The 26365-nt window shown below is 68.4% G+C and carries 26 protein-coding genes; 15 read left to right on the top strand and 11 right to left on the bottom strand.

What is annotated here, in order from left to right; all coding sequences use genetic code 11:
* The first annotated feature begins 26 nt into the window (after positions 1–26).
* Together IXW21_RS03370 and IXW21_RS03365 are read left to right on the top strand one after the other, a co-directional pair.
* A complete protein-coding gene (locus IXW21_RS03370) occupies positions 27–986 on the top strand; it encodes a DNA-3-methyladenine glycosylase family protein (protein WP_194762842.1) in 960 nt (319 codons plus the stop codon).
* Positions 987–1020: 34 nt separating this feature from the next.
* The gene (locus IXW21_RS03365; RefSeq protein ID WP_194762841.1) at positions 1021–1218 is read left to right on the top strand and encodes a hypothetical protein; all 198 of its coding nucleotides are present in this window, start codon (positions 1021–1023) and stop codon (positions 1216–1218) included.
* A gap of 58 nt (positions 1219–1276) precedes the next feature.
* Here the strand turns inward: IXW21_RS03365 and IXW21_RS03360 are convergent, their stop codons facing one another.
* The 4 genes from IXW21_RS03360 to IXW21_RS03345 are packed head-to-tail and all read right to left on the bottom strand — an operon-like array spanning position 1277 to position 5099.
* Positions 1277–2032 carry an ABC transporter ATP-binding protein gene (locus IXW21_RS03360; protein ID WP_194762840.1) on the bottom strand — a complete coding sequence of 252 codons (756 nt, stop codon included), beginning with the start codon at positions 2030–2032 and terminating at the stop codon, positions 1277–1279.
* On the bottom strand, positions 2029–3054 hold the full coding sequence (locus IXW21_RS03355) for an iron chelate uptake ABC transporter family permease subunit (RefSeq protein ID WP_194762839.1): 1026 nt from the start codon (positions 3052–3054) through the stop codon (positions 2029–2031). Before IXW21_RS03355 ends, IXW21_RS03360 begins: the two co-directional genes overlap by 4 nt.
* Entirely contained in the window at positions 3047–4051 is a 1005-nt protein-coding gene (locus IXW21_RS03350) for an iron chelate uptake ABC transporter family permease subunit (RefSeq protein WP_194762923.1), read from the bottom strand. Before IXW21_RS03350 ends, IXW21_RS03355 begins: the two co-directional genes overlap by 8 nt.
* Before the next feature lie 55 nt (positions 4052–4106).
* Positions 4107–5099: a siderophore ABC transporter substrate-binding protein gene (locus tag IXW21_RS03345; RefSeq protein WP_194762838.1), complete on the bottom strand. Its 993-nt coding sequence runs from the start codon at positions 5097–5099 to the stop codon at positions 4107–4109.
* Positions 5100–5202: 103 nt separating this feature from the next.
* On the opposite strand from IXW21_RS03345, the gene IXW21_RS03340 reads away from it, so the two are divergent.
* Together IXW21_RS03340 and IXW21_RS03335 are read left to right on the top strand one after the other, a co-directional pair.
* A complete protein-coding gene (locus IXW21_RS03340) occupies positions 5203–5970 on the top strand; it encodes a siderophore-interacting protein (protein ID WP_194762837.1) in 768 nt (255 codons plus the stop codon).
* A 297-nt stretch (positions 5971–6267) separates the two neighbouring features.
* Positions 6268–6534 (top strand): hypothetical protein, encoded by a 267-nt coding sequence (locus tag IXW21_RS03335; protein ID WP_228528108.1) that lies wholly within the window; start codon positions 6268–6270, stop codon positions 6532–6534.
* A 2-nt stretch (positions 6535–6536) separates the two neighbouring features.
* On the opposite strand, the gene IXW21_RS03330 is transcribed toward IXW21_RS03335, so the two are convergent.
* The gene (locus IXW21_RS03330; protein WP_194762835.1) at positions 6537–7991 is read right to left on the bottom strand and encodes an MFS transporter; all 1455 of its coding nucleotides are present in this window, start codon (positions 7989–7991) and stop codon (positions 6537–6539) included.
* 58 nt (positions 7992–8049) lie between these two features.
* The gene (locus IXW21_RS03325) at positions 8050–9393 is read right to left on the bottom strand and encodes a M20/M25/M40 family metallo-hydrolase (RefSeq protein WP_194762834.1); all 1344 of its coding nucleotides are present in this window, start codon (positions 9391–9393) and stop codon (positions 8050–8052) included.
* A 142-nt stretch (positions 9394–9535) separates the two neighbouring features.
* On the opposite strand from IXW21_RS03325, the gene IXW21_RS03320 reads away from it, so the two are divergent.
* The 4 genes from IXW21_RS03320 to IXW21_RS03305 are packed head-to-tail and all read left to right on the top strand — an operon-like array spanning position 9536 to position 11818.
* Positions 9536–10546 (top strand): FUSC family protein, encoded by a 1011-nt coding sequence (locus IXW21_RS03320; RefSeq protein ID WP_194762833.1) that lies wholly within the window; start codon positions 9536–9538, stop codon positions 10544–10546.
* Between the two features lie 38 nt (positions 10547–10584).
* Positions 10585–10983, top strand: coding sequence for a DUF1801 domain-containing protein (locus IXW21_RS03315; protein WP_194762832.1), 399 nt, complete (start codon positions 10585–10587; stop codon positions 10981–10983).
* 60 nt (positions 10984–11043) lie between these two features.
* Positions 11044–11355: a glutaredoxin family protein gene (locus IXW21_RS03310; protein WP_194762831.1), complete on the top strand. Its 312-nt coding sequence runs from the start codon at positions 11044–11046 to the stop codon at positions 11353–11355.
* Between the two features lie 52 nt (positions 11356–11407).
* The gene (locus IXW21_RS03305; protein ID WP_194762830.1) at positions 11408–11818 is read left to right on the top strand and encodes a VOC family protein; all 411 of its coding nucleotides are present in this window, start codon (positions 11408–11410) and stop codon (positions 11816–11818) included.
* A gap of 33 nt (positions 11819–11851) precedes the next feature.
* Here IXW21_RS03305 and thrC read toward each other — a convergent pair whose 3' ends face one another.
* Entirely contained in the window at positions 11852–13255 is a 1404-nt protein-coding gene (gene thrC / locus IXW21_RS03300; protein WP_194762829.1) for a threonine synthase, read from the bottom strand.
* Positions 13256–13467: 212 nt separating this feature from the next.
* On the opposite strand from thrC, the gene IXW21_RS03295 reads away from it, so the two are divergent.
* From IXW21_RS03295 to treZ, 4 genes are read left to right on the top strand one after another with little or no spacing between them, the layout of a single operon-like run.
* Entirely contained in the window at positions 13468–13752 is a 285-nt protein-coding gene (locus IXW21_RS03295; protein WP_194762828.1) for a hypothetical protein, read from the top strand.
* On the top strand, positions 13749–15959 hold the full coding sequence (gene glgX / locus IXW21_RS03290; RefSeq protein WP_194762827.1) for a glycogen debranching protein GlgX: 2211 nt from the start codon (positions 13749–13751) through the stop codon (positions 15957–15959). Before IXW21_RS03295 ends, glgX begins: the two co-directional genes overlap by 4 nt.
* Positions 15956–18304, top strand: a complete 2349-nt coding sequence (gene treY, locus IXW21_RS03285; protein WP_194762826.1) for a malto-oligosyltrehalose synthase — start codon at positions 15956–15958, stop codon at positions 18302–18304. Before glgX ends, treY begins: the two co-directional genes overlap by 4 nt.
* Positions 18301–20058: a malto-oligosyltrehalose trehalohydrolase gene (gene treZ / locus IXW21_RS03280; protein ID WP_194762825.1), complete on the top strand. Its 1758-nt coding sequence runs from the start codon at positions 18301–18303 to the stop codon at positions 20056–20058. Before treY ends, treZ begins: the two co-directional genes overlap by 4 nt.
* A gap of 6 nt (positions 20059–20064) precedes the next feature.
* Here treZ and IXW21_RS03275 read toward each other — a convergent pair whose 3' ends face one another.
* Positions 20065–20544, bottom strand: a complete 480-nt coding sequence (locus IXW21_RS03275) for a GNAT family N-acetyltransferase (RefSeq protein WP_194762824.1) — start codon at positions 20542–20544, stop codon at positions 20065–20067.
* A gap of 139 nt (positions 20545–20683) precedes the next feature.
* On the opposite strand from IXW21_RS03275, the gene IXW21_RS03270 reads away from it, so the two are divergent.
* A complete protein-coding gene (locus tag IXW21_RS03270; RefSeq protein ID WP_323742151.1) occupies positions 20684–21016 on the top strand; it encodes a metalloregulator ArsR/SmtB family transcription factor in 333 nt (110 codons plus the stop codon).
* A complete protein-coding gene (locus IXW21_RS03265) occupies positions 21016–21702 on the top strand; it encodes a cation diffusion facilitator family transporter (RefSeq protein WP_194762922.1) in 687 nt (228 codons plus the stop codon). The genes IXW21_RS03270 and IXW21_RS03265 overlap by 1 nt, the downstream gene beginning before the upstream one ends.
* Positions 21703–21918: 216 nt before the next feature.
* Here IXW21_RS03265 and IXW21_RS03260 read toward each other — a convergent pair whose 3' ends face one another.
* Both IXW21_RS03260 and IXW21_RS03255 read right to left on the bottom strand, forming a co-directional pair.
* Entirely contained in the window at positions 21919–22521 is a 603-nt protein-coding gene (locus IXW21_RS03260) for a response regulator transcription factor (RefSeq protein WP_194762823.1), read from the bottom strand.
* Positions 22518–23741, bottom strand: a complete 1224-nt coding sequence (locus IXW21_RS03255) for a sensor histidine kinase (RefSeq protein WP_194762822.1) — start codon at positions 23739–23741, stop codon at positions 22518–22520. Before IXW21_RS03255 ends, IXW21_RS03260 begins: the two co-directional genes overlap by 4 nt.
* Positions 23742–23896: 155 nt before the next feature.
* Here IXW21_RS03255 and IXW21_RS03250 point away from each other — a divergent pair, with 155 nt between their 5' ends.
* Positions 23897–24433 (top strand): small multidrug efflux protein, encoded by a 537-nt coding sequence (locus IXW21_RS03250; RefSeq protein ID WP_194762920.1) that lies wholly within the window; start codon positions 23897–23899, stop codon positions 24431–24433.
* Positions 24434–24584: 151 nt separating this feature from the next.
* Here IXW21_RS03250 and IXW21_RS03245 read toward each other — a convergent pair whose 3' ends face one another.
* Positions 24585–26276: an Ig-like domain-containing protein gene (locus IXW21_RS03245; protein ID WP_194762821.1), complete on the bottom strand. Its 1692-nt coding sequence runs from the start codon at positions 26274–26276 to the stop codon at positions 24585–24587.
* Between the last annotated feature and the right edge of the window lie 89 nt (positions 26277–26365).

The following is a 26365-nucleotide window of genomic DNA, read 5'->3' as shown; positions in this document are numbered from 1 at the left end:
TCAGACCTGCGGCGTACCGTGGGGGCATGCCCCTGACCGCTGACGCCGCTGCAGACGGAGCACCCGCATCCGTCCGCACGCGCGACGCCGTCTATCGGCCCTCACACCCGCTCGACCTTCGACGCACGGTCGGCATGCTCCGCAGAGGACCCGGCGACCCGACGATGCTGTTCGACGGTCCGGTGATCTGGCGCGCTCTGCGCACGCGCGAGGGCTCGGCGACGCTCGCCCTCCGCCAGACCGAGGGCGAGGTCCACGCGACCGCGTGGGGCCCCGGCGCCGACGAGGCACTCGACCGACTGCCCGCCCTGTGTGGCGCCGACGACGACCCACAAGGCTTCGATCCGTCACACCACCCGCTCATCGCCGAGGTCGCACGACGCTCTCCGGGCATCCGTCTGGCCCGGACCGGCGAGGTCTTCGATGCGCTCGCGTGCGCGATCCTCGAGCAGAAGGTCACCGGTCTCGAGGCGTTCCGCGCGTGGCGCCTGCTCGTCACGAAGTACGGTCAGCGCGCACCCGGCCCGACACCGCGCCCGATGTACACCGCGCCGACACACACCGAATGGCGCGCCATCCCCTCGTGGGACTGGCATCGCGCCGGAGTGCAGCCGCCGCAGTCGAGGACGATCGTGCGCACAGCATCGCGGGGCGACAGCGTCTCGCGCGCTCTCCTCGCGGCCGAGAGCGGCGAAGACCGGGATCGCGTGCTCACGAGCCTTCCCGGCATCGGTCTCTGGACCTCGGCGGAGACGCGCATCCGCGCGCTCGGCGACCCTGATGCGGTCAGCGTCGGCGATTACCACCTCGCGCACGAGGTCGGCCACGTGCTCACGGGCCATCGCACCGACGACGACGGGATGCTCGAACTCCTCGCGCCCTGGGCGGGCCATCGCCAACGGGTGATCCGGCTCATCTTCGCGAGCGGCATCAGCGAGGCACGACGCGGCCCACGCCTCTCCCCCGAGGACAACAGGAATCGCTGACCCTTCGCCGCCTCCGGCGCTCTAGGCTGAACGCATGTCCCGCAACCTGCTCCGTTTCTCCGTCACCGCAGGGCTTCTGATCCTCGGAGTCGTGATCGGGCTGATCTTCCAGAACGTCTGGCTCGGCATCCTGCTGGCCGCCATCGTGTGGCTCGGCTGGTTCATCGGGTATGAATCCCGCCGCGGGCGCAATGCGGGCGTGAACGATGAGGACCACGGGATCGAGCTCTGACGCGAGCTCGAACACGGCCCGACCGACGCACGCCTTCGACCCGACCCGCGAACCGCCGTCAGTAATACACGGCGAGCGGTCCTGACGGTCCGTCGATGACCTGCACCGGCGTGTCGAACACGCGGGTCAGGACCTCGTCGGTCAGGATCTCGCGGGGTGAACCGAACTCCACCACCTCGCCGTCCTTCATCGCGCAGATGTGATCGGCGTAATGACCGGCGAAGTTGATGTCGTGCAGCACGATGACGATCGTGCGGCCGAGTTCGTCCGAGGCGCGGCGAAGGTGCTGCATCATCTGCACCGCGTGCTTCATGTCGAGGTTGTTGAGCGGCTCATCGAGCAGTACGAACTCGGTGTCCTGCGCCAGCACCATGGCGACGTAGGCGCGTTGGCGCTGGCCGCCCGACAGCTCGTCGAGGTATCGCCCTTCGAGATCCCCGAGATCGAGGAAGTCGATGGCCCGGCTCACGAGCTCCTCGTCCGCGCGCGTGAGCCTTCCCTTCGAGTGCGGGAAACGCCCGAAGCCGACGAGCTGGCGCACGGTGAGTCGGGTGACGAAGTGGTTCTCCTGCCGCAGCACCGAGACGATCTTCGCCAGGTCCTTCGATCGGGTCGTGGCGACGTCGTACCCCGCGATCTCGATCGTGCCGGCATCCATGCCGCCGAGCCGGCCGATCATGGTCAGGAGGGTCGACTTGCCCGCTCCGTTCGGACCGATCAGCGCGGTGATCCCGCCCGCGGGGATCTCGAGATCGACGGGGCCGATCGCGACCTCGCTGCTGTAGTCACGGCGGACGCCGTCGAGTGCGATCACAGCCTGCCCTTTCTGAGGATGACGATGAGGAACACGATTCCGCCCACGAGCTCGATGAGGATCGACACCATGCCCTGCGCATAGAACACGTTCTTCATCACGAAGTACGCCCCCGCGAGGATCGTGAAGGCCGTGAGCACGGCCACGGAGAAGATGAGCCGATGGTCGTGCGTGTCGGCGAACTGATACGCCAGTGTCGCGACGAGGAATCCGAGGAAGGTCATCGGCCCGACCAGCGCGGTCGAGGTCGCCATCAGCACCGCGACCAGGAACAGGACCATGTACATCTCGCGCCTGTGGTCGAGCCCGAGCGAGCGCGCCGCATCCGACCCCAGAGCCATGACGTTCAATCGCCGCGACCGCATCACGAGCAGCGCCGAGGCCGCGAGGCAGAGCGGGATCGCCAGCGGCAGGTAGGAAGCATCGGCGTTCGACACGTTGCCGAACAGGCGAGCGGCGAGCACGTCGAACTCGCTGGGTGTGAGCAGCCGCTGCATGAACGTCGAGATCGCGCCGAGGCCGCCGCCGATGATGATGCCGACGAGCAGCATGATGTGCAGGTTGCCGTAACGCCCTGACAGCAGCCACCCGTACAGCGCCATCGCGAGCGCCACCATGATCACGACCTGCAGCCCGAACTGCCAGACGCCCTGGATGGCGACGAGGCCCGCGACTCCGAAGAGGTACACCGTGGTCGTCTGCACGACGCGGTAGAGCGACTCGAACCCCATGATCGACGGCGTGATGATGCGGTTGTTCGTGACGGTCTGGAAGCTCACGGTGGCGATCGCCTGTGCGATCGCCACCACCACCATGACCGTCACGTTCGTCGCTCGATGCTGGGCGATGCGCCAGAAGCCTGCGGACCCGACCGGCATCGGGTTGTCCCAGGCCAGCAGGCCGAAGGCGAACAGCGCCGACACCGCGATGAGGATGCCGAGCACGACGACGTAGCGACGTCGTGCTCTCGACGTCGTGAACGATCCGGAGGTGCGGGCACCAGTCGCGACCGCACTAGCCACGGCGGCGCTGCCTCAGGAGCAGGAGGATGAAGACGACCGCGCCGACGACGCCCAGGATCAGCGACACCGGAACCTCGAAGGGCATGATGATCGTCCGCCCGATGATGTCGCAGACCGTGACGATGGCGATCCCGAGCAGGCAGACCCACGGCAGGTTGCTGCGCAGATCGTCGCCGCGGACCATCGAGACGATGTTCGGCACGATCAGCCCGAGGAACGGCAGATTGCCGACGACGACCGTCACCACGCCGGTGGTGACGGCGATGAGAGCCGTGCCGAGCAGGATGACCCGGTCATAGTTCAGACCCACGTTTGTCGCCACCTCTTTGCCGAGTCCGGCGATCGTCAGGCGATCGGCGACGAGGAAGACGATCACGCCGACCACCGCGACGATCCAGAGCATCTCGTACTGACCCCGCAGCACGGACGTGAAACTGCCGGCGAACCAGACCCCGATGGCCTGGAGCGAGTCGGTGGCCAGCGCGAAGTAGGTGGACACCGCGCCCACCACCGCGCCGAGCATGATGCCGACGATCGGCACGATGAGCGACGACGTGAGCGAGACACGACGCAGAAACGCGAAGAACACCATGGTGCCGATGAACGCGGCGACGATCGCGCCGAGCATGCGCAGCGGGATCGACGGCTGAGGCACCCACACCATCACGGCCAGCAGGCCCAGACCCGCCCATTCGGTCGTTCCGGTGGTCGTCGGTTCGACGAATCTGTTCTGGGTGAGCAGCTGCATCACGAGGCCGGCCATGGCCATGGCCGCGCCGGCGAGCACGAGGGCGATGGTGCGCGGGATGCGCGTGATCTGGAACATCTCCGCGCCGTCTGCCGCGCCGGCGATGTCGTACACCCCGGTGAAGAGCGAGAGCACGAGGAGCGCGATGACGACGACGACGCCGACCAGCAGCTTCACGTCGAAGAGCCGTCCGGCGGAGCGCGGCGGCTCGAGCGCGCGGACGGACGCAGTGGGGACGGGGCGATTCATGACGGAATGCCGGATGGCGGCATCCGACGAGGAATCGGATGCCGCCATGCCGTGGTCACTTCTGCGCGGCCTCGAGGGCGTCGGCGAAGTCGTTGAGGAACGTCGTGTACGTCTGGATGCCCTCGTTGAGGTACGTGTCGGTGGGCATGTAGACGATCTGCTCGTCGGCGACCGCGGTGACTCCGGCGAGCGCCTCTGAGTTGACGAGGATCTCTGACGCCTGCACGTAGTCGGGCGTCTCGGCGGCGAAGACGGCATCGCGATCGAGCACGAGCAGCCAGTCGGGGTTCGAGGCGGCGATCGCCTCGACCGAGATGTCGTCGCCCTGGTGATCGTCGCTGGCGTCGTCGACCTCGAGCGCCGGCGTGAGGCCGAGGATGTCGTAGATCGGGCCGAGCGAGCGTCCGACGGTCGGAGCGAGGTAGCCGATCTCGCCACCCGAGGTGTTGACGGCCATCACCGTGGCCGAATCGTCATACGCGGCCTTGGCACGCTCGACCGCGGCGTCGAAGTCGTCGACGAGTGTCTGCGCCTCGTCCTGCTTGCCGAAGATCTCGCCGAGCACCGTGGTCTGCCGCTTCAGCTCCGTGTCGAAGGGCTCGCCGTCGCGCGGCTCGAGGTCGATGATCGTGGCGTCGGGCACCAGGTCTGCGATGGCCTCGTTGTGCTGCGTGAAGCGCTGGCCGCTGATGATCAGGTCGGGCTCGACCGCGACGATTGCCTCGAGGTTCGGCTCGCTGTGGAGTCCGATGTCGACGATCGAGTCGTCGTCGAGGTACGAGACGGAGTCGGGCATGAGGGCGACCGCGCCGGCGGAGAGCTCGACGCCCCAGTCGGACAGCGTCTGGAAGGTGCGGTTGTCGAGGGCCACGACCGATGCCGGAGGCGTCGCGATCTCGTGTTCGCCCGTGTTGTCCTCGATCGTGACGGAAGCTGCGGCGGCCTCCGTCTCTTCCGGTTCGGCCTCAGCGGCGGTGGAGCACCCTGCGAGGGCGAGAAGACCGACGACGCCGACGCTCGTGGCGGTGAGGATTCTGGGCACGGACATGGAGAGACTCCTGTTCTGCTGTGTGGAAACGCGCACGACTGGCGCAGGACGAGCCACTTAGGCATACCTAAGTGGTTCTGGAAAGATAGGTTAGCCTTACTTTATGAGCGATACGAAATCCGGCTTCACGATCGAGCGACGCGGCCTCGATCTGCGCTTCCGCACGGTGACGCTGAGCGCCAGGGAATGGCTAGCCCCCGACTTCGTCCGTGTGCGCCTCACCGGCAACGATCTGGAGGGTTTCGAGTCCCCCGGATCCGATGACCACATGCGCCTGTTCTTCCCCACCGGCCCCGCGAGCACGGTCGAGGAGATGCGGGCGGCACCGAGTCGCGAGTACACACCGCTCGCCTGGGGATCGGACTGGCTCGACGTCGAGTTCGCGGTGCACGGCGACGCGGGCATCGCCGCCCCCTGGGCCGCCACCGCTCCCCTCGGCTCATCGATCGGCGTCGGCGGACCCCGTGGATCGATGGTGCTGACGGGCGCGCCTGGTTCCTGGCTTCTGATCGGCGACGAGACCGCGATCCCCGCGATACGTCGCTTCGCGACGCTCATCCCCATCGATGTCGCCGCGCGAATCGTCATCGAGACGGTCTCGGCCGGTTGTGAGGTCGACATCGAAGCCCCTGTCGACATCGAGTGGTTCCATCGGGGTGATGCTCCGTCGGGCTCCGCTCTCACCGCGTTCCTCGACGGACTGACGTCAGCGGATTCGATCGGCGACGACCCGTTCGTGTTCATCGCGGCCGAGCAGTCGATCGTGAAGCCAGGGCGCGCATTGCTGGAACGGTGGGGCATCGACGCGGCGCGTGCCGTGGTGAAGGGCTACTGGAAGCGCGGCGAAGCCGAGTACCACGCGCCGCACTGAGTCCTCCGGGGTGCCGGACCCCGGCCTGCGAGACTGGGAGCATGGCACTTGTCGATCACCTGGGCATCACCGTCGGTGACCTAAAGCAGGGATGCCTCGTTCGTCGAGGACGCGAGCGGCATCCGCGTCGAGTTCATGCACAACCCACCGCGCTCGTCCTGACCGTCCGTCTGCCGGGTGCCTTCTGCACATCGCGCGCATACCGCGACTCCTCCCCATGCCACGGGATGACGGTATACAGCGAGGTCGATTCCGATACGGCGTCTGGAACGATGCGAGGATGACACGGTGCACCTCATGAACGACGCTCAGATCTGGACGATGATCGGCTCGTTCACTGCGCTCATGCTCGGAATGCTGACGGTCGTGTCGACTCTGTTCATCCGCGTCGTCCGCGCCGAGATCGGCGGGCTCCGCGGGGAGATCGGCGGCCTCCGCGGCGAGATGAATGCGCGCTTCGACACCGTGAACGCCCGCTTCGACACCGTGAACACCCGCATCGACGGGCTTGACCGCGACATGCAGGCCGTGGTCAAGCGCTCGTTCGGCCTCGACCGAGACTGACGTCAGGCCATCGGCGCGGCGACCGCGTCGGCATCCGCCCGGTCGGTGAACGCCTCCTTCGGCACGAACACGAGGATCGCGGCGGCGACGAGAGCCGTGACACCGCAGACCACCCAGACGGTGATGTACCCGGCGAACGATCCGGCGGTGCCCTCGACCGCACCGCTCACACCGTTCAGGAGCGCGATGCCGAAGACGCACGAGGCGATCGCGCCGCCGACCGTCTTGACCGAGTTCGTGAGCCCTGTCGCGACACCCGTCTGCGTGGCGGGAGCAGCGGACGCCGCGGCGGCAGGAAGGGCCGCGACGAGCGCCCCGGATCCGAGGCCGACGACCACCATGTTGGTCACGACCTGCAGATAGGAGTCGTGGAACGGCAGGAACAGCAGGAATCCGACACCCACGAGCAGGGATGCGCCCATCAGGGTGATCCGTGGGGTGAGCAGACGGGCGATCACGGGGAGCAGAAGGGCACCGGCGATCATCGCGATCAGATATAGGCCGATGATCAACGACGTCGCGAAGCCTGTCGTTCCGAGCCCGTAGCCGTACACGCCAGGGTCGGTGCGAGCGAAGGTCGACAGCGGCGCCTGCGCGCCCAGGACGCTCACCCCGAAGAGTCCTGCGGTGAGGAACACCGGGCCGAGCGCCGGGGAGCGGAACATGCGCACGTCGATGAGCGGGTCGGCGCAGCGGAGCTCCCACAGGACGAATGGGATCACGAGCAGGAGGCCGAGCACGACGACAGCCCACGACCACGGGTTCACCAGCCCGCCCTCGAGACGCAGCAGGCTGAGTCCGCCGGTGAAGCAGATGAGCGCCATCGAGATGAGCACGACGCCGACGGTGTCGAAGACTCCGCCGGTCGGGTCCGGCGATTCCTTGACCCCGAACAGGATCACGAAGAAGCACACGACGATGAGCACGCCCGGAATGAGGAGCACGACCGTGAGCGGAAGCACGTCGATGAGCGCACCACCGGCGAGTGCGCCGATGATCGCACCGCCCTCGAGCGCCGCCACCAGCAGACCGGCGGCCTTCGCTGTGATCGAGGAACGCCCTTCCATGCGCCGCGAGCGCGACCAGATCAGGGCGATCTCAAGCGGCAGCCACACGACGTAGAACCCCATCAGCGTCCAGCCGATGAGGAAGACCGTGAACGAGTCCGTGAACGGCAGCACGAGTGCGGCCGCGGCGGTCAGCGCGGTCGAGATCAGCAGCATCCGCTTGTGGCCGACCATGTCGCCGAGCTTCGCGAACGCCGGCACGACGAGAGCCGAGAGCATGAGCTGCGTACCCTCGAGCCAGTTGACGTCGGCGTCGTGGATGCCGAGGTGCCGCGCGATGTCGGTGAGCATGGGCGTGTAATAGCCCTGCAGGACACCGCTCGTGAACTCGACGAAGGCCAGGAAGCCGACGACCGTCGCCAGGGTGCCCAGAGTCCGACTGCGGGTCATCGCGTCTCCTCGACGACAAGGGAGAACCGAACGCGCGGACGTCCGGGAGTAGGTGAGATCACCCTAGACCCTTGAGGAGAGCGCGATGGAACCGCTCGCCTCGCTCGAGGGCCTCGATCTCGACGTTCTCATCCACGCCGTGGATCGACGCCCGTTGCGCGTTGGTCATGTCGAGCGGCGCGAAACGGTAGACCGCGGGTGCGAAGCGATGGAAGTGCCGCGAGTCCGTCGCGGCCATCATCACGTACGGCACCGCCGGAACGCCGGGGTGCGACACGGCGAGCGCGTCCCCGAGCAGAGCGAACTGGGCGTTGTCGGTCGGGGACTCGGGAGACGGCTCGCTCGCCTCCTCGACGCTCACCGTCACGAGCGGATCGCGGATGCGGCGGCGCACCCGCAGCACGGTCTGCTGCGTGGTCTCGCCCAGGGCGATCCTCAGGTTCACGGTCGCCGATGCCTGTGAGGGCAGCACGTTGGCCGCCGTTCCGCCCGACTGCATCGTCGGCGCCACCGTCGTCCGCACCAGCGCGGCCGGCTCGCCGCCGAGCGCCGCGAAGACCCGACCCGTGAGGAACGGCGCGGACCCGAGCAGCCGGAGCAGATGTCGAGCGGGTCCCGGGGTCTGAGCCCCGAGCTGCGTCAGCATCCGCCCGACGGCCTTCGAGGGCCGGGGGCGGAACGTGGTGGGGCCGAGTCGGTCGACGGCGCGCGCCACTCGACGCACGGCCGTGAGAGTCGGGGGCGCGGAGGCGTGACCTCCCTCGCCGCGCGCCGACAGAGTGAGCGTCAGGACGCCCTTCTCACCCACGCCGATCATGGCCGCGCGTCCGGGAACGAACGACAATGGAGCATCGACGACCGCGCCTCCCTCATCGACGACCAGCCACGGGACGATGCCGCGCTCTCGAAGCACGCGTGCGATCTCCTCCGCAGCGCGGCCGTAGGTCTCCTCGTTTCCGCCGAACGAGAGGTAGACGTCGCGGGCGGGGACGAAGCCGTCGGCGAGCAGGTGCTCGACCGCTTCGAGGACGACGATCAGTGGGCCCTTGTCGTCGAGGGCTCCACGTCCGTAGACGATGCCGTCGGCGATGACTCCGGCGAACGGCGGGTGCGTCCACGCGTCGCTCTCGTCGACCGGCACCACGTCATAGTGCGCCATCAGCACGACGGGGCCATCGGAGGCGGCGCCTCTCCCGCGCCAGTGGAAGAGCAGCCCGAATTCCGTGTGCCGCTCGAGCGTCAGCTTCTCGTGCACGAGCGGGTAGAGGTCGGCGATCAGCGCGACGAAGTCCTCGAACGGCTCGGGTCCACGCTGCTCGAGCTCGGCCGACACCGTCGGCAGCTGGATCATCTGCGAGAGGCGTTCAGCGATTCCGGAGCGCGGTTCGGTCACGTCGGCCATCGTAGCGTCGGCCCTTCGACGCATCCGTGGGGCACTCCGGTCGCAGTTCGTGCCGTGCGCCGCCGGGTCGCGCGGCACGAACTGCGACCCGAACGACACGGCCGAGTCATGAGGGGTGTGTGAGCCGCGAGACAATGGAGGGATGAGTCTGTTCGCCCTGGCGCCCAAGCGCGGTCCGCGTTGGCACCTGGCGACGCAGGCCGCGCTCGGAATCGCCGTCCCGATCGCGGTCATGACGCTGCTGGGCGAACCGTCGCTCGGCTACATCGCGGCATCCGGCGCCTTCACCGTCCTGTTCGCCGGCACAGCCCCCGTCATCGACCGGGCGAGGATCCTGCCGTTCGTCGCGGCGGGACTGATCGTCAGCGCCACCCTCGGCGTCGCAGCCTCTGCGAACGCCTGGCTCGTGAGCATCGGGGTCGTGGTGGTCGCGATCGCCAGCGCGGCGCTCGCATTCGGGTTCCGCCTCGGCCCACCCGGTCCTCTGTTCTTCGTGCTGGTCTTCGGCCTCTCCGCCCACGTCATCGCCAGTTCGCCGATCGCACCGCTCGTCTACATCGCCGCGCTCGCGGCAGGCTGTCTGTTCTCGTATCTGGTCGCGATGGCGCCGCTGCTGCGTCCTCGTACACGCACGATCACCGCCCGACCGCTCCGGGAGCTGCTGCCGGGGCCCGCCTACACCGCGGACTCACGCGTTCTCGTCCTCCGCGTCGCCATCGTCGCGGTGATCGGAGTGCTGCTGGGTCTGGTGATCGACCCGACACGGACGTACTGGATCGTCGGATCGGCGGTCGCCGTGATCGGCGGCGCGGCCGCGCGGCGAGCCGCCGTGCAGCGCGGACTGCACCGGATGCTCGGCACCGTCGTCGGCGCCGGCGTGTACGCGTTGCTCGCACTTCTGCATCCGTCGGGCCTGTGGCTGGCTCTGCTGCTGGGCGCCCTGCAGTTCACCATCGAGCTCGTCGTCGTGCGCCACTACGCCCTGGCGCTCGTCTTCATCACTCCCCTGGTGCTGCTGCTCACCGGCGCCGCGACCGGAGAGATCGGCTCGATGGACGTCGCGGTCGAGCGCATCATCGACACCGTCGTCGGGGCCGCACTCGGCGCCGCATCGGGGCTGCTGCATCCCCGCGCCGACACGACGACCACCTAACCCTCGACCTTCGCGCGAGCGCAGGCCATACTCGCACCATGACGCGCGCACCCGACATCGACGAGTACCACCGCAGGCTGACGCCGGAAGATCGGGAGATCTGCGACGTCCTCGCAGCCGAGATCGAGCGCGGACTCCCCGAGGCGACGTCGAAGGTCTGGCACGCGCATCCGGTGTGGTTCCTCGACGGCAATCCGATCGTCGGATACCACCGGCTGAAGGATGCCGTCCGCCTGATGTTCTGGAGCGGACAGTCGTTCAGCGGCGACGGCCTGACGGCATCGGGGACGTTCCAGGCGGCGGAGGCGAGGTATCTCGACGTCCGCGAGATCGACACCACCGCACTCAGCGGCTGGCTCGCCGAGTCACGCACGATCCAGTGGGACTACGAGCACATCCGGACGAACCGGGAACTCCTCAAGCGCACCGAGTTCTGATCGGGGCGGGAACAGCGCAGAGGCGTTGTCGGTTGCAATCGGAGGATCGAGAGGACACCGATGGAACTGACGCTCGTCACCTCCGCGTTCTGCGGAGCCTGCTCGCGCACCCGAGCGGTTCTCGCGGACGCCGCCCGCTTCCTCCCCGACGCGACGATCACCGAGATCGACGTCGCCCGCGATCCTGATGCCGCCGAGGCACTCGACATCCGCTTCACCCCCACCGTCATCATCCGCGACGCGGAAGGCACTCAGGTGTTCCGCGCCGAGGGCGTTCCGACCGTGCCCCAGGTGCTCACGGCCGCGGTGAGAGCGCTGCCGTCTGAGCGCCGCGCACGCTCGTGCGGATGTCCGACCCCCGGCGAAGAATGAGCGTGCAGCGGGGTCGACGGCGACACCGCATCACACCACTGGGGGCAACAGCATGGCGATTCTCAACCCGTATCTCTCGTTCCGCACCGAGGCGCGGCAGGCGATGGAGTTCTATCGGAGCGTGCTCGGCGGTGATCTGGTCATCACCGTGTTCGGCGAGTTCCCCGACATGGTCCAGAATCCCGATCAGAAAGACCTCGTGATGCATGCGCAGCTCACGACGCCCGACGGGCTCGTGCTCATGGCCTCGGACACACCCGACGGCATGCCGTTCGAACCGCCGCAGGGCTTCTCCGTGTCGCTCAGCGGCAATACGCAGGAGCGCACTCAGGAGGTCTGGGACGCGCTGGCCGCCGGCGCGGCGATCACGATGCCGCTCGACACTCCGCCATGGGGCGGCACGTTCGGGATGCTCGTCGACCGGTTCGGCGTGCCGTGGACGCTGCACGGCGACCCGGAGTGACGCCCCGCCCGCGGCGGCGCGTCAAGCCCGAGGTCAGCGCAGCGCGTTCGCCTCGATGAAGGCGCGGAGTTCGTGCTCGTCGTCGGCCATCTCGGTCGTGCGCTGCGGGGCGTCGAGCATCGCGCGCAACTCGGAGGAGTAGTCGAGTTCGACACCGATCGCCTCACGGATCGTCTCGGCGAACTTCTGGGGCTTCGCGGTCTCGAGCACGAGCATCGGCACACCCGGCTCGACGTAGTCCCGCGCGACCTTGACGCCGTCAGCGGTGTGCGGGTCGATGATGTCGCCCGACGCGTCATAGACCGCCTTGATGGTCGCGAGCCGGTCGTCGTGCGTCGAGGTGCCACTGACGATGCCGAATTCCTCGACGAAGCGCCCGAGGTCCGCGGTGAAGTCGAAGTGGCCCTGAGTATCGAGGTCCTGCCAGGCGCTCACGACGCGGGCGGCGTCACGGCCGACGAGCTCGAAGATGAACCGCTCGAGGTTCGACGCCTTCGAGATGTCCATCGACGGGCTCGACGTCGCGAGGGTCTGGGCCGCGCTGCGCGGGCGGTAGACGCCGGTGCGGAAGAACTCGTCAAGAACGTTGTTCTCGTTGGTGGCGAGCACGAGGCGACGGATCGGAAGACCCATCTGCTTGGCGAAGAAGCCCGAGAGGATGTTGCCGAAGTTGCCCGACGGCACCGTGAAAGACACCTCGGTCCAGCCGCCGGCGTCCGTCGCGCGCAGCCACGCCCAGAAGTAGTAGACGACCTGGGCGGTGATGCGGGCGAGGTTGATCGAGTTCACCGCACCGAGGTGCTGAGCGCGCTTGAAGTCGAGGTCACCCGCGAGCTGCTTGACGAGGTTCTGGCAGTCGTCGAAGACGCCGTCGACGACGATGTTGTGGATGTTCTCGTCATCGAGCGAGAACATCTGCGCTCGCTGGAACGCGCTCATGCGCCCCTTCGGAGAGAGCATGAACACCGAGATGCGGTCCTTGCCGCGCAGCGCGTGCTCGGCAGCGGACCCGGTGTCACCGGACGTCGCACCGAGGATGTTGAGCACCGAGCCCTTGCGCTCGAGCGCGTACTCGACGACCTGGCCGAGGAACTGCATCGCCATGTCCTTGAACGCCAGCGTGGGCCCCTCCGACAGCCCCACGAGCGTGAGGTCGTCGCCGATCGACCGCAGCGGCACGACCTCTTCGGGGAACGGCTCGTAGGCTGCGGCCGTCATGCGAGCGAGGTCCGCCCTCGGGATGTCGGTGGCGAACAGGCCCAGCACTTCGGTCGCGAGCTGCGGGTAGGTCAGCGCACGCCAGCGCTCGAGCGTCTCGCCGTCGACGGTCGGCATGGTCTCGGGAACGGCCAGTCCACCGTCGGGCGCGAGCCCCTCGAGCAGGGTCTCGCAGTACGGCAGCGGCTGCATGCCGCCTCGGGTGGAGATGTACTGCACGGGTGCTCCTCGGTTCGGAATCGGCACGGGACTTCCATTGTCGCAGGTGGCCGCGCGGTGATGACACGCAGCTCCCGGAATCGCTCGCCTGAGAACGGCTCGCCCGCCTCCCACTCTCGCGACATAGCGCGTGATCGTCGACCTGGCAATGGGATATCGCGGAATTCTGCTCGGCCGTAGCGTGAGCACCATCAACAGAATCAGGAGCCATCATGAGTGCGAAGACCCATGCCGCGCATGACCGACTGCCCGCAGACAGCCAGGCTCCCCAGACAGAGCGCACGCCCGACGAGCCTCTCTACGAGAGAGTCGACCTCGAACGCTACGTCGTGCTTCACGACGGACCCGTAGGCTACGTCGAACACGTGCATCCGGTGTTCGTCTGCTACGTCGGACACCCGTACCCCCACTCCGAGGAGATCGCTCAAGTGCATGACTTCCATAACGCCGTGAAGACCGTTCTGCACCGCGCCGTCGCGACTCGGCGCGCTCAGTGAGCCACGACGTCTGGCCCGGTTCCCCCTATCCGCTCGGCGCGACCTTCGACGGTCAAGGCACGAACTTCGCCCTGTTCAGTGAGGCCGCCGAGAAGGTCGAGCTGTGCCTGTTCGACGACGACGGCAACGAGGAGCGCGTCCCCCTCGAAGAGGTCGACGCCTTCGTGTGGCACGGCTACCTGCCGTCGGTGCAGCCCGGTCAGCTCTACGGATACCGCGTGCACGGCTCGTACGACCCTGCTCAGGGCCAGCGCTTCAATCCGAACAAGCTTCTGCTCGACCCCTACGCCAAGTCGGTGGCCGGACGCATCGACTGGGGTCAGCCGCTCTTCGGCTACGACTTCGGCGACCCCGATTCGCGCAACGACGAGGACTCCGCCGCCACGATGGTCAAGGGCGTCGTCATCAATCCCTTCTTCGAGTGGGCCGGCGACCGTCTGCCCAAGACGCCCTATGCGCAGACCGTGATCTATGAGGCGCACGTCAAGGGCCTCACCGAGCGGCATCCCGACGTGCCGGAGGAACTCCGCGGCACGTACGCCGGCATCGCGCATCCCTCGGTCATCGAGCACCTCGTGCATCTCGGGATCACCGCGATCGAGCTGATGCCGGTGCACCAGTTCGTCTACGACTCGACGCTTCTCGACAAGGGACTGACGAACTACTGGGGCTACAACACCCTCGCGTTCTTCGCACCGCACAACGACTACGCCTCGAGCGGCCAGCACGGCCAGCAGGTGCAGGAGTTCAAGGCGATGGTGCGCGCTCTGCACGCCGCCGGCATCGAGGTGATCCTCGACGTGGTCTACAACCACACCGCCGAGGGCAACCACATGGGCCCGATGCTCTCGATGAGGGGCATCGACAACGAGGCGTACTACCGGCTCGAAGAGGACCGTCGCTACTACACCGACTACACCGGGACGGGAAACAGCCTCAACGCGGGCAACCCGCATGCGCTGCAGCTGATCATGGACTCGCTGCGCTACTGGGTCACCGAGATGCACGTCGACGGATTCCGCTTCGACCTGGCGTCGACCCTCGCTCGCGAGTTCTACGACGTCGACCGACTCGCGGCCTTCTTCGAGCTCGTGCAGCAGGACCCGATCGTCTCGCAGGTGAAGCTGATCGCCGAGCCGTGGGACGTCGGACCCGGTGGCTACCAGGTCGGCAACTTCCCCCCGCAGTGGACCGAGTGGAACGGCAAGTACCGCGACACCGTGCGCGACTTCTGGCGCGGCGAGCCTCAGGCCCTCGGGGAGTTCGCTTCGCGGCTGACGGGGTCCGCCGACCTCTACGAGCACTCCGGTCGGCGCCCCGTGGCATCGATCAACTTCGTCACCGCGCATGACGGCTTCACGCTGCGCGACCTCGTGTCGTACAACGAGAAGCACAACGACGCCAACGGCGAGGACAACAACGACGGGGAATCGCACAACCGCTCCGAGAACAACGGAGTGGAGGGTCCGACCGACGACGAGGCCGTCAACCGCATCCGCGCCCGGCAGCAGCGCAACTTCCTGGCGACGCTGCTGCTGTCGCAGGGAGTGCCGATGATCGCTCACGGCGACGAGCTCGGACGCACGCAGGACGGCAACAACAACGGCTACGCGCAGGACAACGAGATCACCTGGGTCGACTGGGAGGCTGCGGATCGACCCCTGGTCGAGTTCACGGCCGCTGTGGCCCGGCTACGACGCTCGCATCCGACCTTCCGGCGCAGCCGCTTCTTCGACGGGCGACCCGTGCGCTCCGAAGACGGCGAGCGCGTGCCCGATGTGGTCTGGCTCCGCCCCGACGGACGTCGGATGGAGCCGGAGGACTGGGACTCGGGGTTCGGGCAGGCGATCGGCATGTTCCTCAACGGCCAGGGAATCCGCGAGAAGGATCGCCGCGGCCGACCGGTCGCTGATCAGAACTTCCTCGTGTACTTCCACAGCGGAGCGGATGCGATCGATGCCGTACTGCCGGACGAGCGGCACGGACTCGCCTGGGAGGTGGCCATCGACACCGCCTCCGATCGGGCAGGGGGAACGCCGCTCGACGCCGGAGCACCCGTGACTCTGGAAGCCCACTCACTGCTCGTGCTGCGCGAGCTCGACCAGACCGAGGTGCCGACGGACGATTCCGTCGAGGCCTCCCTGCGCATCCAGACCGAGCGCGCCGAGACCCCGTCGCCCGCACCGACCCCGGAGCTGCCTCGATGACCCAGCGCCCCCTGTCGACGTATCGCCTGCAGATCCGCGCCGGATTCACGCTCGACGACGCCGCGGCGGTCACGGAGTACCTGTCCGACCTCGGCTCGTCCTGGGCATATCTGTCGCCGTTGCTCGCAGCGGTACCGGGCTCCGACCACGGATACGACGTCGTCGACCACTCGCGGGTCGACGACGCCCGCGGCGGCCCGGAGGGCCTGGAGCGCTTCGCCGCCGCCGCTCGCGGAGCCGGGCTCGGCATCCTCGTCGACATCGTGCCGAACCACGTGGGGGTGGCGATCCCTCGCGCGAACCTGTGGTGGTGGGACATGCTGCGGCTCGGTGGTGCCTCGCGGCACGCGGTGGCCTTCGACATCGACACGCGTGTCGCCGAGGGACGGGTGCGACTGCCGATCCTCGGGTCCTCGCTCGAAGAGGTGCTCGCCGCCGGCGAGATCGTGATCGACACGACGCCCGCGGACGATGCTCCGGACGGCGTCCTGACCTACTTCGACCACGTGCTGCCGCTGGCACCCGACACGGGAGAACTCGCGGCCGACCTGCCCGCACTGCTCGACGCCCAGCACTACGAGCTGCGGTTCTGGGAAGACCAGAACACCGATCTCGACTACCGCCGCTTCTTCGCGGTCTCCGAGCTCGCCGGCATCCGTGTCGAACTCCCCGACGTGTTCGACGAGTCGCACCGCGAGATCGCCCGGTGGATCGTCGAGGGCCTCGCGGACGGGCTGCGCGTCGACCACCCCGACGGCCTTTCGGACCCCGGCGCCTACCTGGAGCATCTCGCCGATGCGACAGGCGCCGCCTACACCCTGGTCGAGAAGATCCTGGAGCCCGGCGAGCAGCTGCCCTCCTGGTGGCGCACCGACGGCACCACCGGCTACGACGCCCTCGGCGAGATCGACCGCGTGCTGGTCGACGGAGCCGGCGTCGACGCTCTCGACGAACTCGACGCCCGGCTGCGCGCCGAGACCACGCTGCCCGCCGCCGAGGCCTGGCAAGACCTGATACTCACGACCAAGCGGATGGTCGCCGACGACCTGCTGCAGTCCGAGGTGCGCAGACTCGTGCGAGCGCTTCCCTTCGGCGTGGTCGATGCCGAGGACGCCCTGACCGAGATCATCGCGAGCTTCCCCGTGTATCGGGCGTACCTTCCGGCCGGTCGAGAGCACCTGGAGCACGCGATCGACGATGCGGCGACACGGCGTCCCGACCTCGCCGAAGCGATCGGCGAGCTCGCGCCTCTGCTCAGGGACACGAGCCTCGAGGTTGCCGAGCGGTTCCCCCAGGTGACCGGTGCGGTGATGGCGAAGGGCGTGGAGGACACCGCGTTCTATCGCTTCACACGTCTGGGCACCCTGACCGAGGTCGGTGGCGATCCCTCGATCACGTCTCTCTCGGTCGACGACTTCCACGCGGCGCAGCAGGCACGACTCGCCTCGTGGCCGCACTCGATGACGGCTCTGTCCACGCATGACACGAAACGCTCGGAAGACGTCCGCGCGCGCCTGTCGGTGCTCGCGGAGGTGCCCGAGCGCTGGGCCGAGGCGCTCACCGAGCTCCGGGGCATCGCCTCGACAGGTCACGGCCCGCTCGACGCACTGCTGTGGCAGGCGGCGGTCGGTGCCTGGCCGATCTCGTCTCAGCGCCTGCGCGACTACGGTCTGAAAGCGGCACGCGAGGCCGCCGAGACGACCGGATGGCAGCATCCCGACGAGGAGTTCGAGGAGGGTGTGCTCGCGATCGCGGATGCCGCGAACGGATCCGCCCGAGACGTGCTCGAGCGTTTCGTGCAGGAGATCATCGCTCCGGGTCGGGTCAACTCGCTGTCGGCCAAGCTGCTCCAGCTCGCCGCACCGGGCGTTCCCGACGTCTACCAGGGCACCGAGCTCTGGGACCACTCCCTGGTCGACCCCGACAACCGCCGGCCCGTCGACTTCGCCGCACGGTCGGAGATGCTGCGTCAGCTCGACGACGACGTCGCGCGCGGCGTCCTTCCCGCGATCGACGACTCCGGCCTCGCGAAGCTGCTCGTGACCTCGCGCGCACTGCGCCTGCGGCGTGACCACGCCGATCTCTTCACCGGCTACCGGCCCGCCGGCATCGCCGGCGAGGCGTCGGCGCACGCCGTCGCGATGGACCGGGGCGGCGTGATCGCGGTGGCCACGCGTCTGCCGGTCGCGCTGGCACGCCGCGGCGGCTGGGGAGACACCGTGCTGTTGCATCGTGACCTTCCGGTGCAGGATGCGCTCACCGGCCGGCGGTTCGACGAAGGACCGATTCTGATGGCCGATCTGCTCGACACCTACCCCGTCGCGCTGCTGGTGGAGGATCGATGATCTCGGTGTGGGCCCCGCACGCGACGAGCGTGCGCCTGCGACGGTTGACACCCGCCCGCGTGCCGATCTCGGAGCACGACCTCACGCCGGCACCTGACGAGGAGGGCTGGTGGAGTGCGGATGTCGCGATGGCGGAGGGTGAGCGCTACGGGTTCCTCCTCGACGGCCGAGACGACCTGCGCCCCGATCCTCGGTCCCGACGACAGCCCCACGGAGTACACGGTTCGTCCGCGCTGTTCGACGCCTCTCGCTTCGAGTGGACCGACGCGGACTGGACAGGGCGGCAGCTCGCCGGAGCGGTGATCTACGAACTGCACGTCGGCACCTTCACGCCCGAAGGGACTCTGGATGCCCTGATCGGGCGACTCGATCACCTCGTCGACCTCGGCATCACCCACATCGAGCTTCTTCCGGTCAACGCCTTCAGCGGCACCTGGAACTGGGGATACGACGGTGTGCTCTGGTACACGGTGCACGAGGCCTACGGAGGCCCCGCCGGATACCAGCGCTTCGTCGACGCCGCCCATCGGCGCGGTCTCGCGGTGATCCAGGACGTGGTCTACAACCACCTGGGTCCGAGCGGCAACTACCTGCCCGAGTTCGGGCCGTACCTGCGCACCGGCGAGCAGACCTCCTGGGGCGACTCGGTGAATCTCGACGAGCGCGCCGTGCGCGAGTACATCATCGAGAACGCCCTGATGTGGTTGCGTGACTTCCATGTCGACGGCCTGCGCCTGGATGCCGTGCACGCCCTGCACGACGAGCAAACGCCTCACATCCTTCGCGAGCTGTCCGAGCGGGTCGATGCGCTGTCGGCCCAGCTCGATCGGCCGCTGAGCCTGATCGCCGAGTCGGACCTCAACGACCCCATCATGATCCTGCCTCGCGAGGCCGGCGGACACGGCCTCACCGCACAGTGGTCCGACGACTGGCACCACGCCGCGCACGTCGCTCTCACCGGCGAGACCGCGGGGTACTACGCCGACTTCGCTGCCCCCGGCGCACTCGTCAAGGTCACCGAGCACGGCTTCTTCCACGACGGCACCTTCTCGTCGTTCCGGGGACGCACGCACGGTTATCCGCTGCCCGCCGAGGTGCCCGCCTGGCGACTGGTCACGTTCGCGCAGGATCACGACCAGATCGGCAATCGTGCCGCGGGCGATCGTCTCACGGCCACGCTGTCGCGCGCGCGACTCGACGTCGCCGCCGTGCTCACCCTCACCGCCCCGGGCACACCCATGCTGTTCATGGGCGAGGAATGGGGCGCGACCACGCCGTGGCAGTTCTTCACCTCACACCCCGAGCCGGAGCTGGCACGGGCCACCGCAGAAGGGCGCATCGGCGAGTTCGCGAAGATGGGCTGGGACCCCGCACTGGTGCCCGACCCGCAGGACCCCGCGACCTTCGATCGCTCACACCTCGACTGGCGCGAGCCCTCGGCACCGGAGCACGCCGGCCTGCTCGACCTCTATCGCCGACTCATCGCGCTCCGCAGTCAGAATCCCGATCTCACGGACCCCGATCAGACGCGCACGCGCGCCACGCTCGCGACGCCCGACGCGGCGCCCGGGGCCCGCGCGTTCCGGATCGACCGGGGGCAGACGTCGGTGCTCGTGAATCTGACGGCAGGCGACATCGCCTTCGACACTGCGGAGACGGATGTCGTGCTGCTCGAGACCATGCCGTCACGAAGGCGTGCGGGGCAGCTCGTCGTCGCGTCGGAGTCGGCGGTCATCGTCGAGCGGATGCGCTGAGGTCCGTCAGCTGTCGAAGAGCTCCCGCGCGAAGCAGAGCGAGAGGTCGCTGCCGACATAATGGCCGTACAGCGGGATCGGCTCATACCCCTCGCGCTCGTAGAAGCGCACCGCATCGGGCTGCGCGGTGCCGGTCTCCAGTACCAGACGTCGGATGCCGAGGCGTCGCGCCTCGTCTTCGAGGGCGTGCAGCACCGCGACGGCGGCACCCGTGCCGCGACTCGCCGGGGCGGCGTACATGCGCTTGATCTCGGCGACGTCGGGGCCGAGCACCCCGGCATCGAGCGGACGCAATCCACCGCAGACGACAGCCTCGCCGTCGTCGTCGCGCGCGATCAGGAAGACCGCGACGTCGTCGGCCGTCGGGATGATCCCCGGCTCGTGATCGTCGCTGCCGTACCGAGCATCGAGCTCCGCCCGCTGCGCCCTGCGCAGGCGCTCGGCATCGTCGTGCATCCACTCGACCCGTTCGATCGTGACACCCATGGTCCACACGCTCCTTCGTCTTCCCTCGGCGGCGATGACCACGCTACCGAGGCGACGTTTCCGGACTGTTGCGCGCTGACATGACCACTCTCGTCGATTCACTATCTTCTGAATTCAGGAATTTCTGTATTCTGATACGGTGACCCTCACCGCATCCCTCCCCCACACGGCAGCCGTGGCGCGCCTCGGCCACGCGCTCTCCGACACGTCGCGCGCCGCGATCCTGCTCGCCCTGCGCGAGGCGCCCGCGTATCCGTCGGACCTGGCCGATGATCTCGGTGTGAGCCGGCAACTCCTCTCGAACCATCTGGCCTGTCTCCGTGGATGCGGACTGGTCGTGGGTGTCGCAGAGGGTCGGCGCACACGATACGAGCTCGCGGATCCGCATCTCGCTCCGGCACTCGAAGAACTGATGCGTGTCGCCCTCATCGTCGATCCGACGTGCTGCGACGACGATGGGTGCACCTGCTGATGTCGCTCCCGATCGTGTCCTCCGCGCGAAAGAACACCCTGCATCGCCGCATCCGCCTGATCGTCGGAATCACCATCGCCTACAACGTCGTCGAGGCGGTGGTCGCTCTCACTGCCGGCTCGATCGCGTCGTCGGCGGCGCTGATCGGCTTCGGACTCGACTCGACGATCGAGGTCCTGTCAGCGGCGGCCGTCGCCTGGCAGTTCTCGCGGAAAGACCCCGAACGCTGGGAGAAGCCGACGCTGCGCGTGATCGCCGTGGCGTTCTTCGCCCTGGCCGCCTACGTCACCGCCTCGTCGGGATTCGCGCTCTTCTCCGGCGAGCGTCCCGAGCACAGCACAGTCGGGCTCGTCCTGACCGCGGTGAGCGTGCTCGTGATGCCCTTCCTCTCACTCGCCGAGCGCCGCGCGGGGCAGGAGCTCGGATCCGCGACCGCGGTGGCGGACGCGAAGCAGACTCTGATCTGCACGTATCTCTCGGCCGCGGTGCTCGTGGGCCTCGCGCTCAACTCGCTGCTCGGCTGGTGGTGGGCGGATGCGGTCGCCGGTCTCGTGATCGCAGCGTTCGCCGTCCGTGAAGGCGCCGAGGCATGGAAGGGCGACGCCTGTGCGACGTCGATCGGGATGCTTCTCGACGACGACCATGATGACGGCGACGATGACGACCACCGCCACCGTACCCACTGAGCGATATTCCCTGCATGTTTTTCGTGAGGGTGCGTCATCATTCCGCCCCGTCGTGGTCTTGAAGGTGAGACGAATGGCGAGCACGGGGGAACAGCTCGATCCACGTCTGGGCCGCGCCACTCCCCATCCAGCGCGGTTCGCGGGTGGAGCCCTCTCCCACGGCTCCACCCGCACTTCCCCTCCCACGGCGCGGAACCGAGGGCACGTCGGCGCGGATCAGATCCAGCCGCGCTCCTCCGCCAGCAGCACCGCCTGCTGACGCGTACCCACCGCCAGCTTCGCGAGCACAGCCGAGATGTGGTTTCGCACGGTCCCCGGCGCGAGCGACAGGGACCGTGCGATCTGCCCTGTCGTCTCCCCTCGTCGACCAGCACGCAGCACGTCGAGTTCGCGGTCGGTGAGCGGCGCCCGTTCGTCGCTCAGAGCATCCGCCGCGATCTCGGGATCCACGTACCGCGCACCCGCCGCGACGCGACGGATGACGTCGGCAACCTGGTCGGCGCCCCGAGATTTCGGGAGGAATCCGGAGACTCCGGATGCCAGAGCACGCCGCAGCACGCCTGGTCGAGCATGACGTGTGACCACGACGCATCGGGTGGCGATGGCGCGATTCAGTCGCTCCGCGACCTCGACTCCGTCGAGCCCCGGCATCTCGAGGTCGAGCAGGCAGACGTCCGGCTCCAGCCGGAGGGCTTCGGCCACCGCCTGCTCGCCGTCGGCGCACTCGGACACCACTTCGATGTCGCCCTCCAACCGCAACAGTGCGGCGAGGGCGGAGCGGATCATCGCCTCGTCGTCGGCCAGCAGCACCCGGATCATCGCCGCAGACCCTCGCTCGTCGGTGCGGACCCCCGTGCCGGTACCGTCACGATCACACCGAATTCTCCCTCTGCCTCTCGGATCTCGAGCGTCCCCCCTGCCTCGGTGATGCGGCGTCGCACGCCGTCGATCCCGGAGCCGATCCGATCCCCGGGTGCCGCCGGGTCGGCGTCGTTGACGATCTCGAAACGCCACCCCTCCGCGACTCGAGACAGGGAGAGGCGAGCGCGGCGACCCGCGCCGTGGCGGAGCACGTTGGTGGTCGTCTCTCGGATCACCGGTCCGAGAGCGTCCGCGGGTGCCTGATCCGTGTCCGCAGCGATCGCGGTGTCGACCTCGAGACCGGCCGCCGACAGCAGGTCTCGCGCGTTCGCGACCTCGTCTGCAAGCGGCACCGTGCGGAACTGCGTCGCCAGATCGCGGGTCCCCTGCCTCGCGTCATCGACACTGCCCCGCGCCAGCCGCAGCTGCTCGAGCGCTGCTGCCGGGTCGCGCTCCATCAGCCGCTCCGCCAGCTCCAGCTGCAGCGCGATGACCTGCAGGTGATGGCCCTGCAGGTCGTGCACATCGGTCGCGACGCGCAGTCGCTCCTGGGTCGCGGCGAGCCGGGACTCGGAGGCACGAGCGCGGTCGAGCGCGACGAGGACATCCCACCACCACAGGGAGCTCACCGTCATCGACAGGATCAGCACCGCATAGAGCGAGGGGCCCCAGACTTCCGGGCCGCCGACGGTCGCGCCTCGCGCTCCGTCGACGAATGCCAGCACGATCAGGAGCGCCGTCAAGAAGAGGACCACGCGATAGCGCACCCCGCGGGGCCAGTTCAGCAGCACGATCGACTGCGCGATCGGCATCGCACCGAGCAGCAGGCTGTCTGCGAGGATCCCCGCCGCGACCCCGTAGCCGATGGCGATCAGCAGCGGGGCGGCGATGCGGGCCCACGGAATTCCCGCCTCGGCGTCGAGGCGACGACGGTAATCGGCCAGCAGCGGCATGGTCGACAGCCACCAGACGAGGCCGCCGATGCCGACGACGAGCGGCACGACAGCACCGCCCGGTTCGACGAACACGCGGAGAGTCCAGACGAACACCAGGAAGAGCTCGACGAAGACCACAGCCGAGAACGTGTACCACCACGTCGCGGTGATCCCCCGGGCGAGCTGTCGTGCACCGGGCGGCGGATCACCCGCCGGTGCGGAGAGGCGAGAGGGACTGCTCATGCCCCCACGATACGGGCGTGACAGATGTCACGGATGCGGCGTGCGAACCGCCCGAGAATGAGTGACGGCTCGACACTGCCGCTCGCCGGAGGAGTCGGATGGACTGGATCCATCGCGTCGGACACTCCGCCGCAGTGAGCCGCAGGGAGAACACCATGAATCTCGTCGAGAGCTTCCAGGACATCGTCGCGCAGGTCCCCGACCTCGTGCAGCCGCTCATCGTCGCCCTGGCGGGCGCGATCCCGTTCATCGAGGGCGAGGGTGCCGTCGCCATCGGCATCATCGGCGGCATCAATCCCGTCATCGCCGCGATCGCGGCCATGGTCGGCAACTTCCTGTGCGTCGCGGTGCTCGTCATCGCCAGTTCCGGTGCGCGGTCAGCGATCGTGAATCGCTCACGGACCCGCCAGGCGGCCCTCGCGGGCGGTGGCACGGTGAGTGAGGAACAGCAGGAGACGACGCCACGGAGCACAGCCCGGCGCGAGAAGTTCCAGCGTGCGTTCGAGCGCTACGGGGTGCCGGGGGTGAGCCTGCTCGGGCCGCTCCTGCTGCCCACGCACTTCACTGCCACGATGCTCGCGGCGTCGGGCGTCGGCAAGGTGCGCATCCTGATCTGGCAGGCAGTCGCGATCATCGGCTGGACGACCATCGTCGCAGTCATCGTCGGCGGCGCCGTCTACGCCATCCGCTGAGGCGATGGCCCGCGCCCGCGCCCGCGGTCGCTGCACGGCCGATCCGCGCCCGCGCCCGCGCCCGCTGCGCGGCCGGTCCGCGCCCGCGCACGAAGGAGCGGCATCCGTCGACCCATGGCGTCGACGGATGCCGCTCCCGGCTCGTGCGTGATCAGCGTCGTGAAGCACCCGCTCGACGCTTCGCAGCGACTCCGGCTGCGATGGCCCCTCCGATGAGCAGCACCCCGGCGATCGGCAACAGCGACAACCCGTTGTCACCGCCGGTGATCGCGAGTTCTCCACCGGTCGGAGCCGCCGGACTCACGGACGGCTTCGGCACGGGGGTCGCCGTCGGCGTCGGCGTCGCGAACGGCGTGCGCGTCGCGGTAGGCGTCGGCGTCGCGGTAGGCGTCGGCGTCGCGGTGGGCGACGGAGACGGCACCGGTGTAGGTGTCGGCGTCGGCGTCGGGGTCGGCGTCGGGACGGCGTTGGCGATGTTCGTGAGCGTCAGCACCACGCCCGCGGAGGTGCCCGGTGTGACTTCGTATGTTCCGTCGCCCGCATCGACCACACCGTCACCGGTGATGCTCCAGTCCCCCCACTCGACCCCGTCGATCACGGGCAGATCGATCTCCTCGATCACGAACGTGGATCCGAGCGGTGCGCGAGCGCTGCGGACCGCCTGCCCGACGGGAACCGCGACCGTCGTCGCCGGAGCATCCGCCCCTTCGACCGAGTATCTGATCGTGTACTCCGCACCGCTCGCCGCGGCCGCCTGAGCGCCGGTCAGCACCTTCGTGATCGAGAAGTCGGTGTACATGACGCCGCTCCCGTCGCCGCCGCCCGTCTCGCGCACGGTGTAGGTCGCCTTCGTCTCGGTCGTGTTGACGATCGCGTGATTGCCGAACACGTCGCCCTCGTCGACCGCGCCGTCGGCCTGCGTGTAGTAGATCAGCTCATAGGCATAGCCGCTGGTCGGCAGTCCGCGTGCCGTCAGCTGGAAGGAGAGTCCGTCGTCAGCGAAATCCATCTCGTATCGTGCGGGATCGACAGAGGTCCAGCCACCCGTCAGGACTCCGTCCTGCGCCCTGCTCTGACGCAGGAGCATCTCGCCCGTGTAGTGGTGGTCGTCGAGACCGCCGTCGAGGGTGTCCGCGATCGTGAAGGCACCGCCGTCGACATGACCGCTGGGCACTCCGACCGTCCACTTGAGCAGACCGTCGGTCGCCGTTGCACCGCCGTATTTGTACGGCTCCTCCTGCTCGGCCGGGCTCTCGGGGACGATCCCTCCGGAGCCGGGCAGATCCACGATCTCGATCGTGTCGCCCAGGTCGAAGCTGACGGTCTCGCTGCTCGTCGACTGCGAGGCGCGCGCCTGCATCCAGAAGGTGCCGCCGACCTCCTCCAGCCCCTCGACCTCGGACGTGAGGGTGCAGACGATGTCGGGGCCCTGCCCTGCGGACACGTGGCAGTTCGCGAGCACCGCGCCGGTCTCCGGATCGACGATCTCGAAATCTCCCGCGGCCTGACGGCTGAACTCGGCGGGCAGCGTCATGCCGAACGTCTCCCCCGCCTGCGCCCCGTCGGGAACCGCCCACTCCCCGGAGATGTGGACGGTGTTCCACTGCCCGAGTTCACCGCTGCCGCTGTCGGTGCTGAGCACGAGGCCGCTGATCGCGTCGGAATACGTCACCGTCGGAGCCGCCGCCGCGGGGAGCATAGCCCCGAGCGCACCGGCGAGTGCGAGCACCCCACCCGCGAGAGCGGCGGCGATGCGATACGCCCGCGAACGCCGCCGATCGACGCGCGACTTTCCGTCGAGCACGCGCTCAAGAGCGCGCAGAACACCGTTTTCTCCGGTCATCGTCTTCCCCAGTCCGATTGGGGCCGCGCCCAGTCGCGACCCCTTCTAAGAGAACAGAGAATCGGTCGAGGATGACGCGATCACCGGTA

Source organism: Microbacterium sp. UFMG61, assembly GCF_015354505.1.
Lineage (GTDB): Bacteria > Actinomycetota > Actinomycetes > Actinomycetales > Microbacteriaceae > Microbacterium.
The sequence above is the reverse complement of the archived record's forward strand: the minus strand, read 5'-3'. Positions and strand labels throughout refer to the sequence as shown.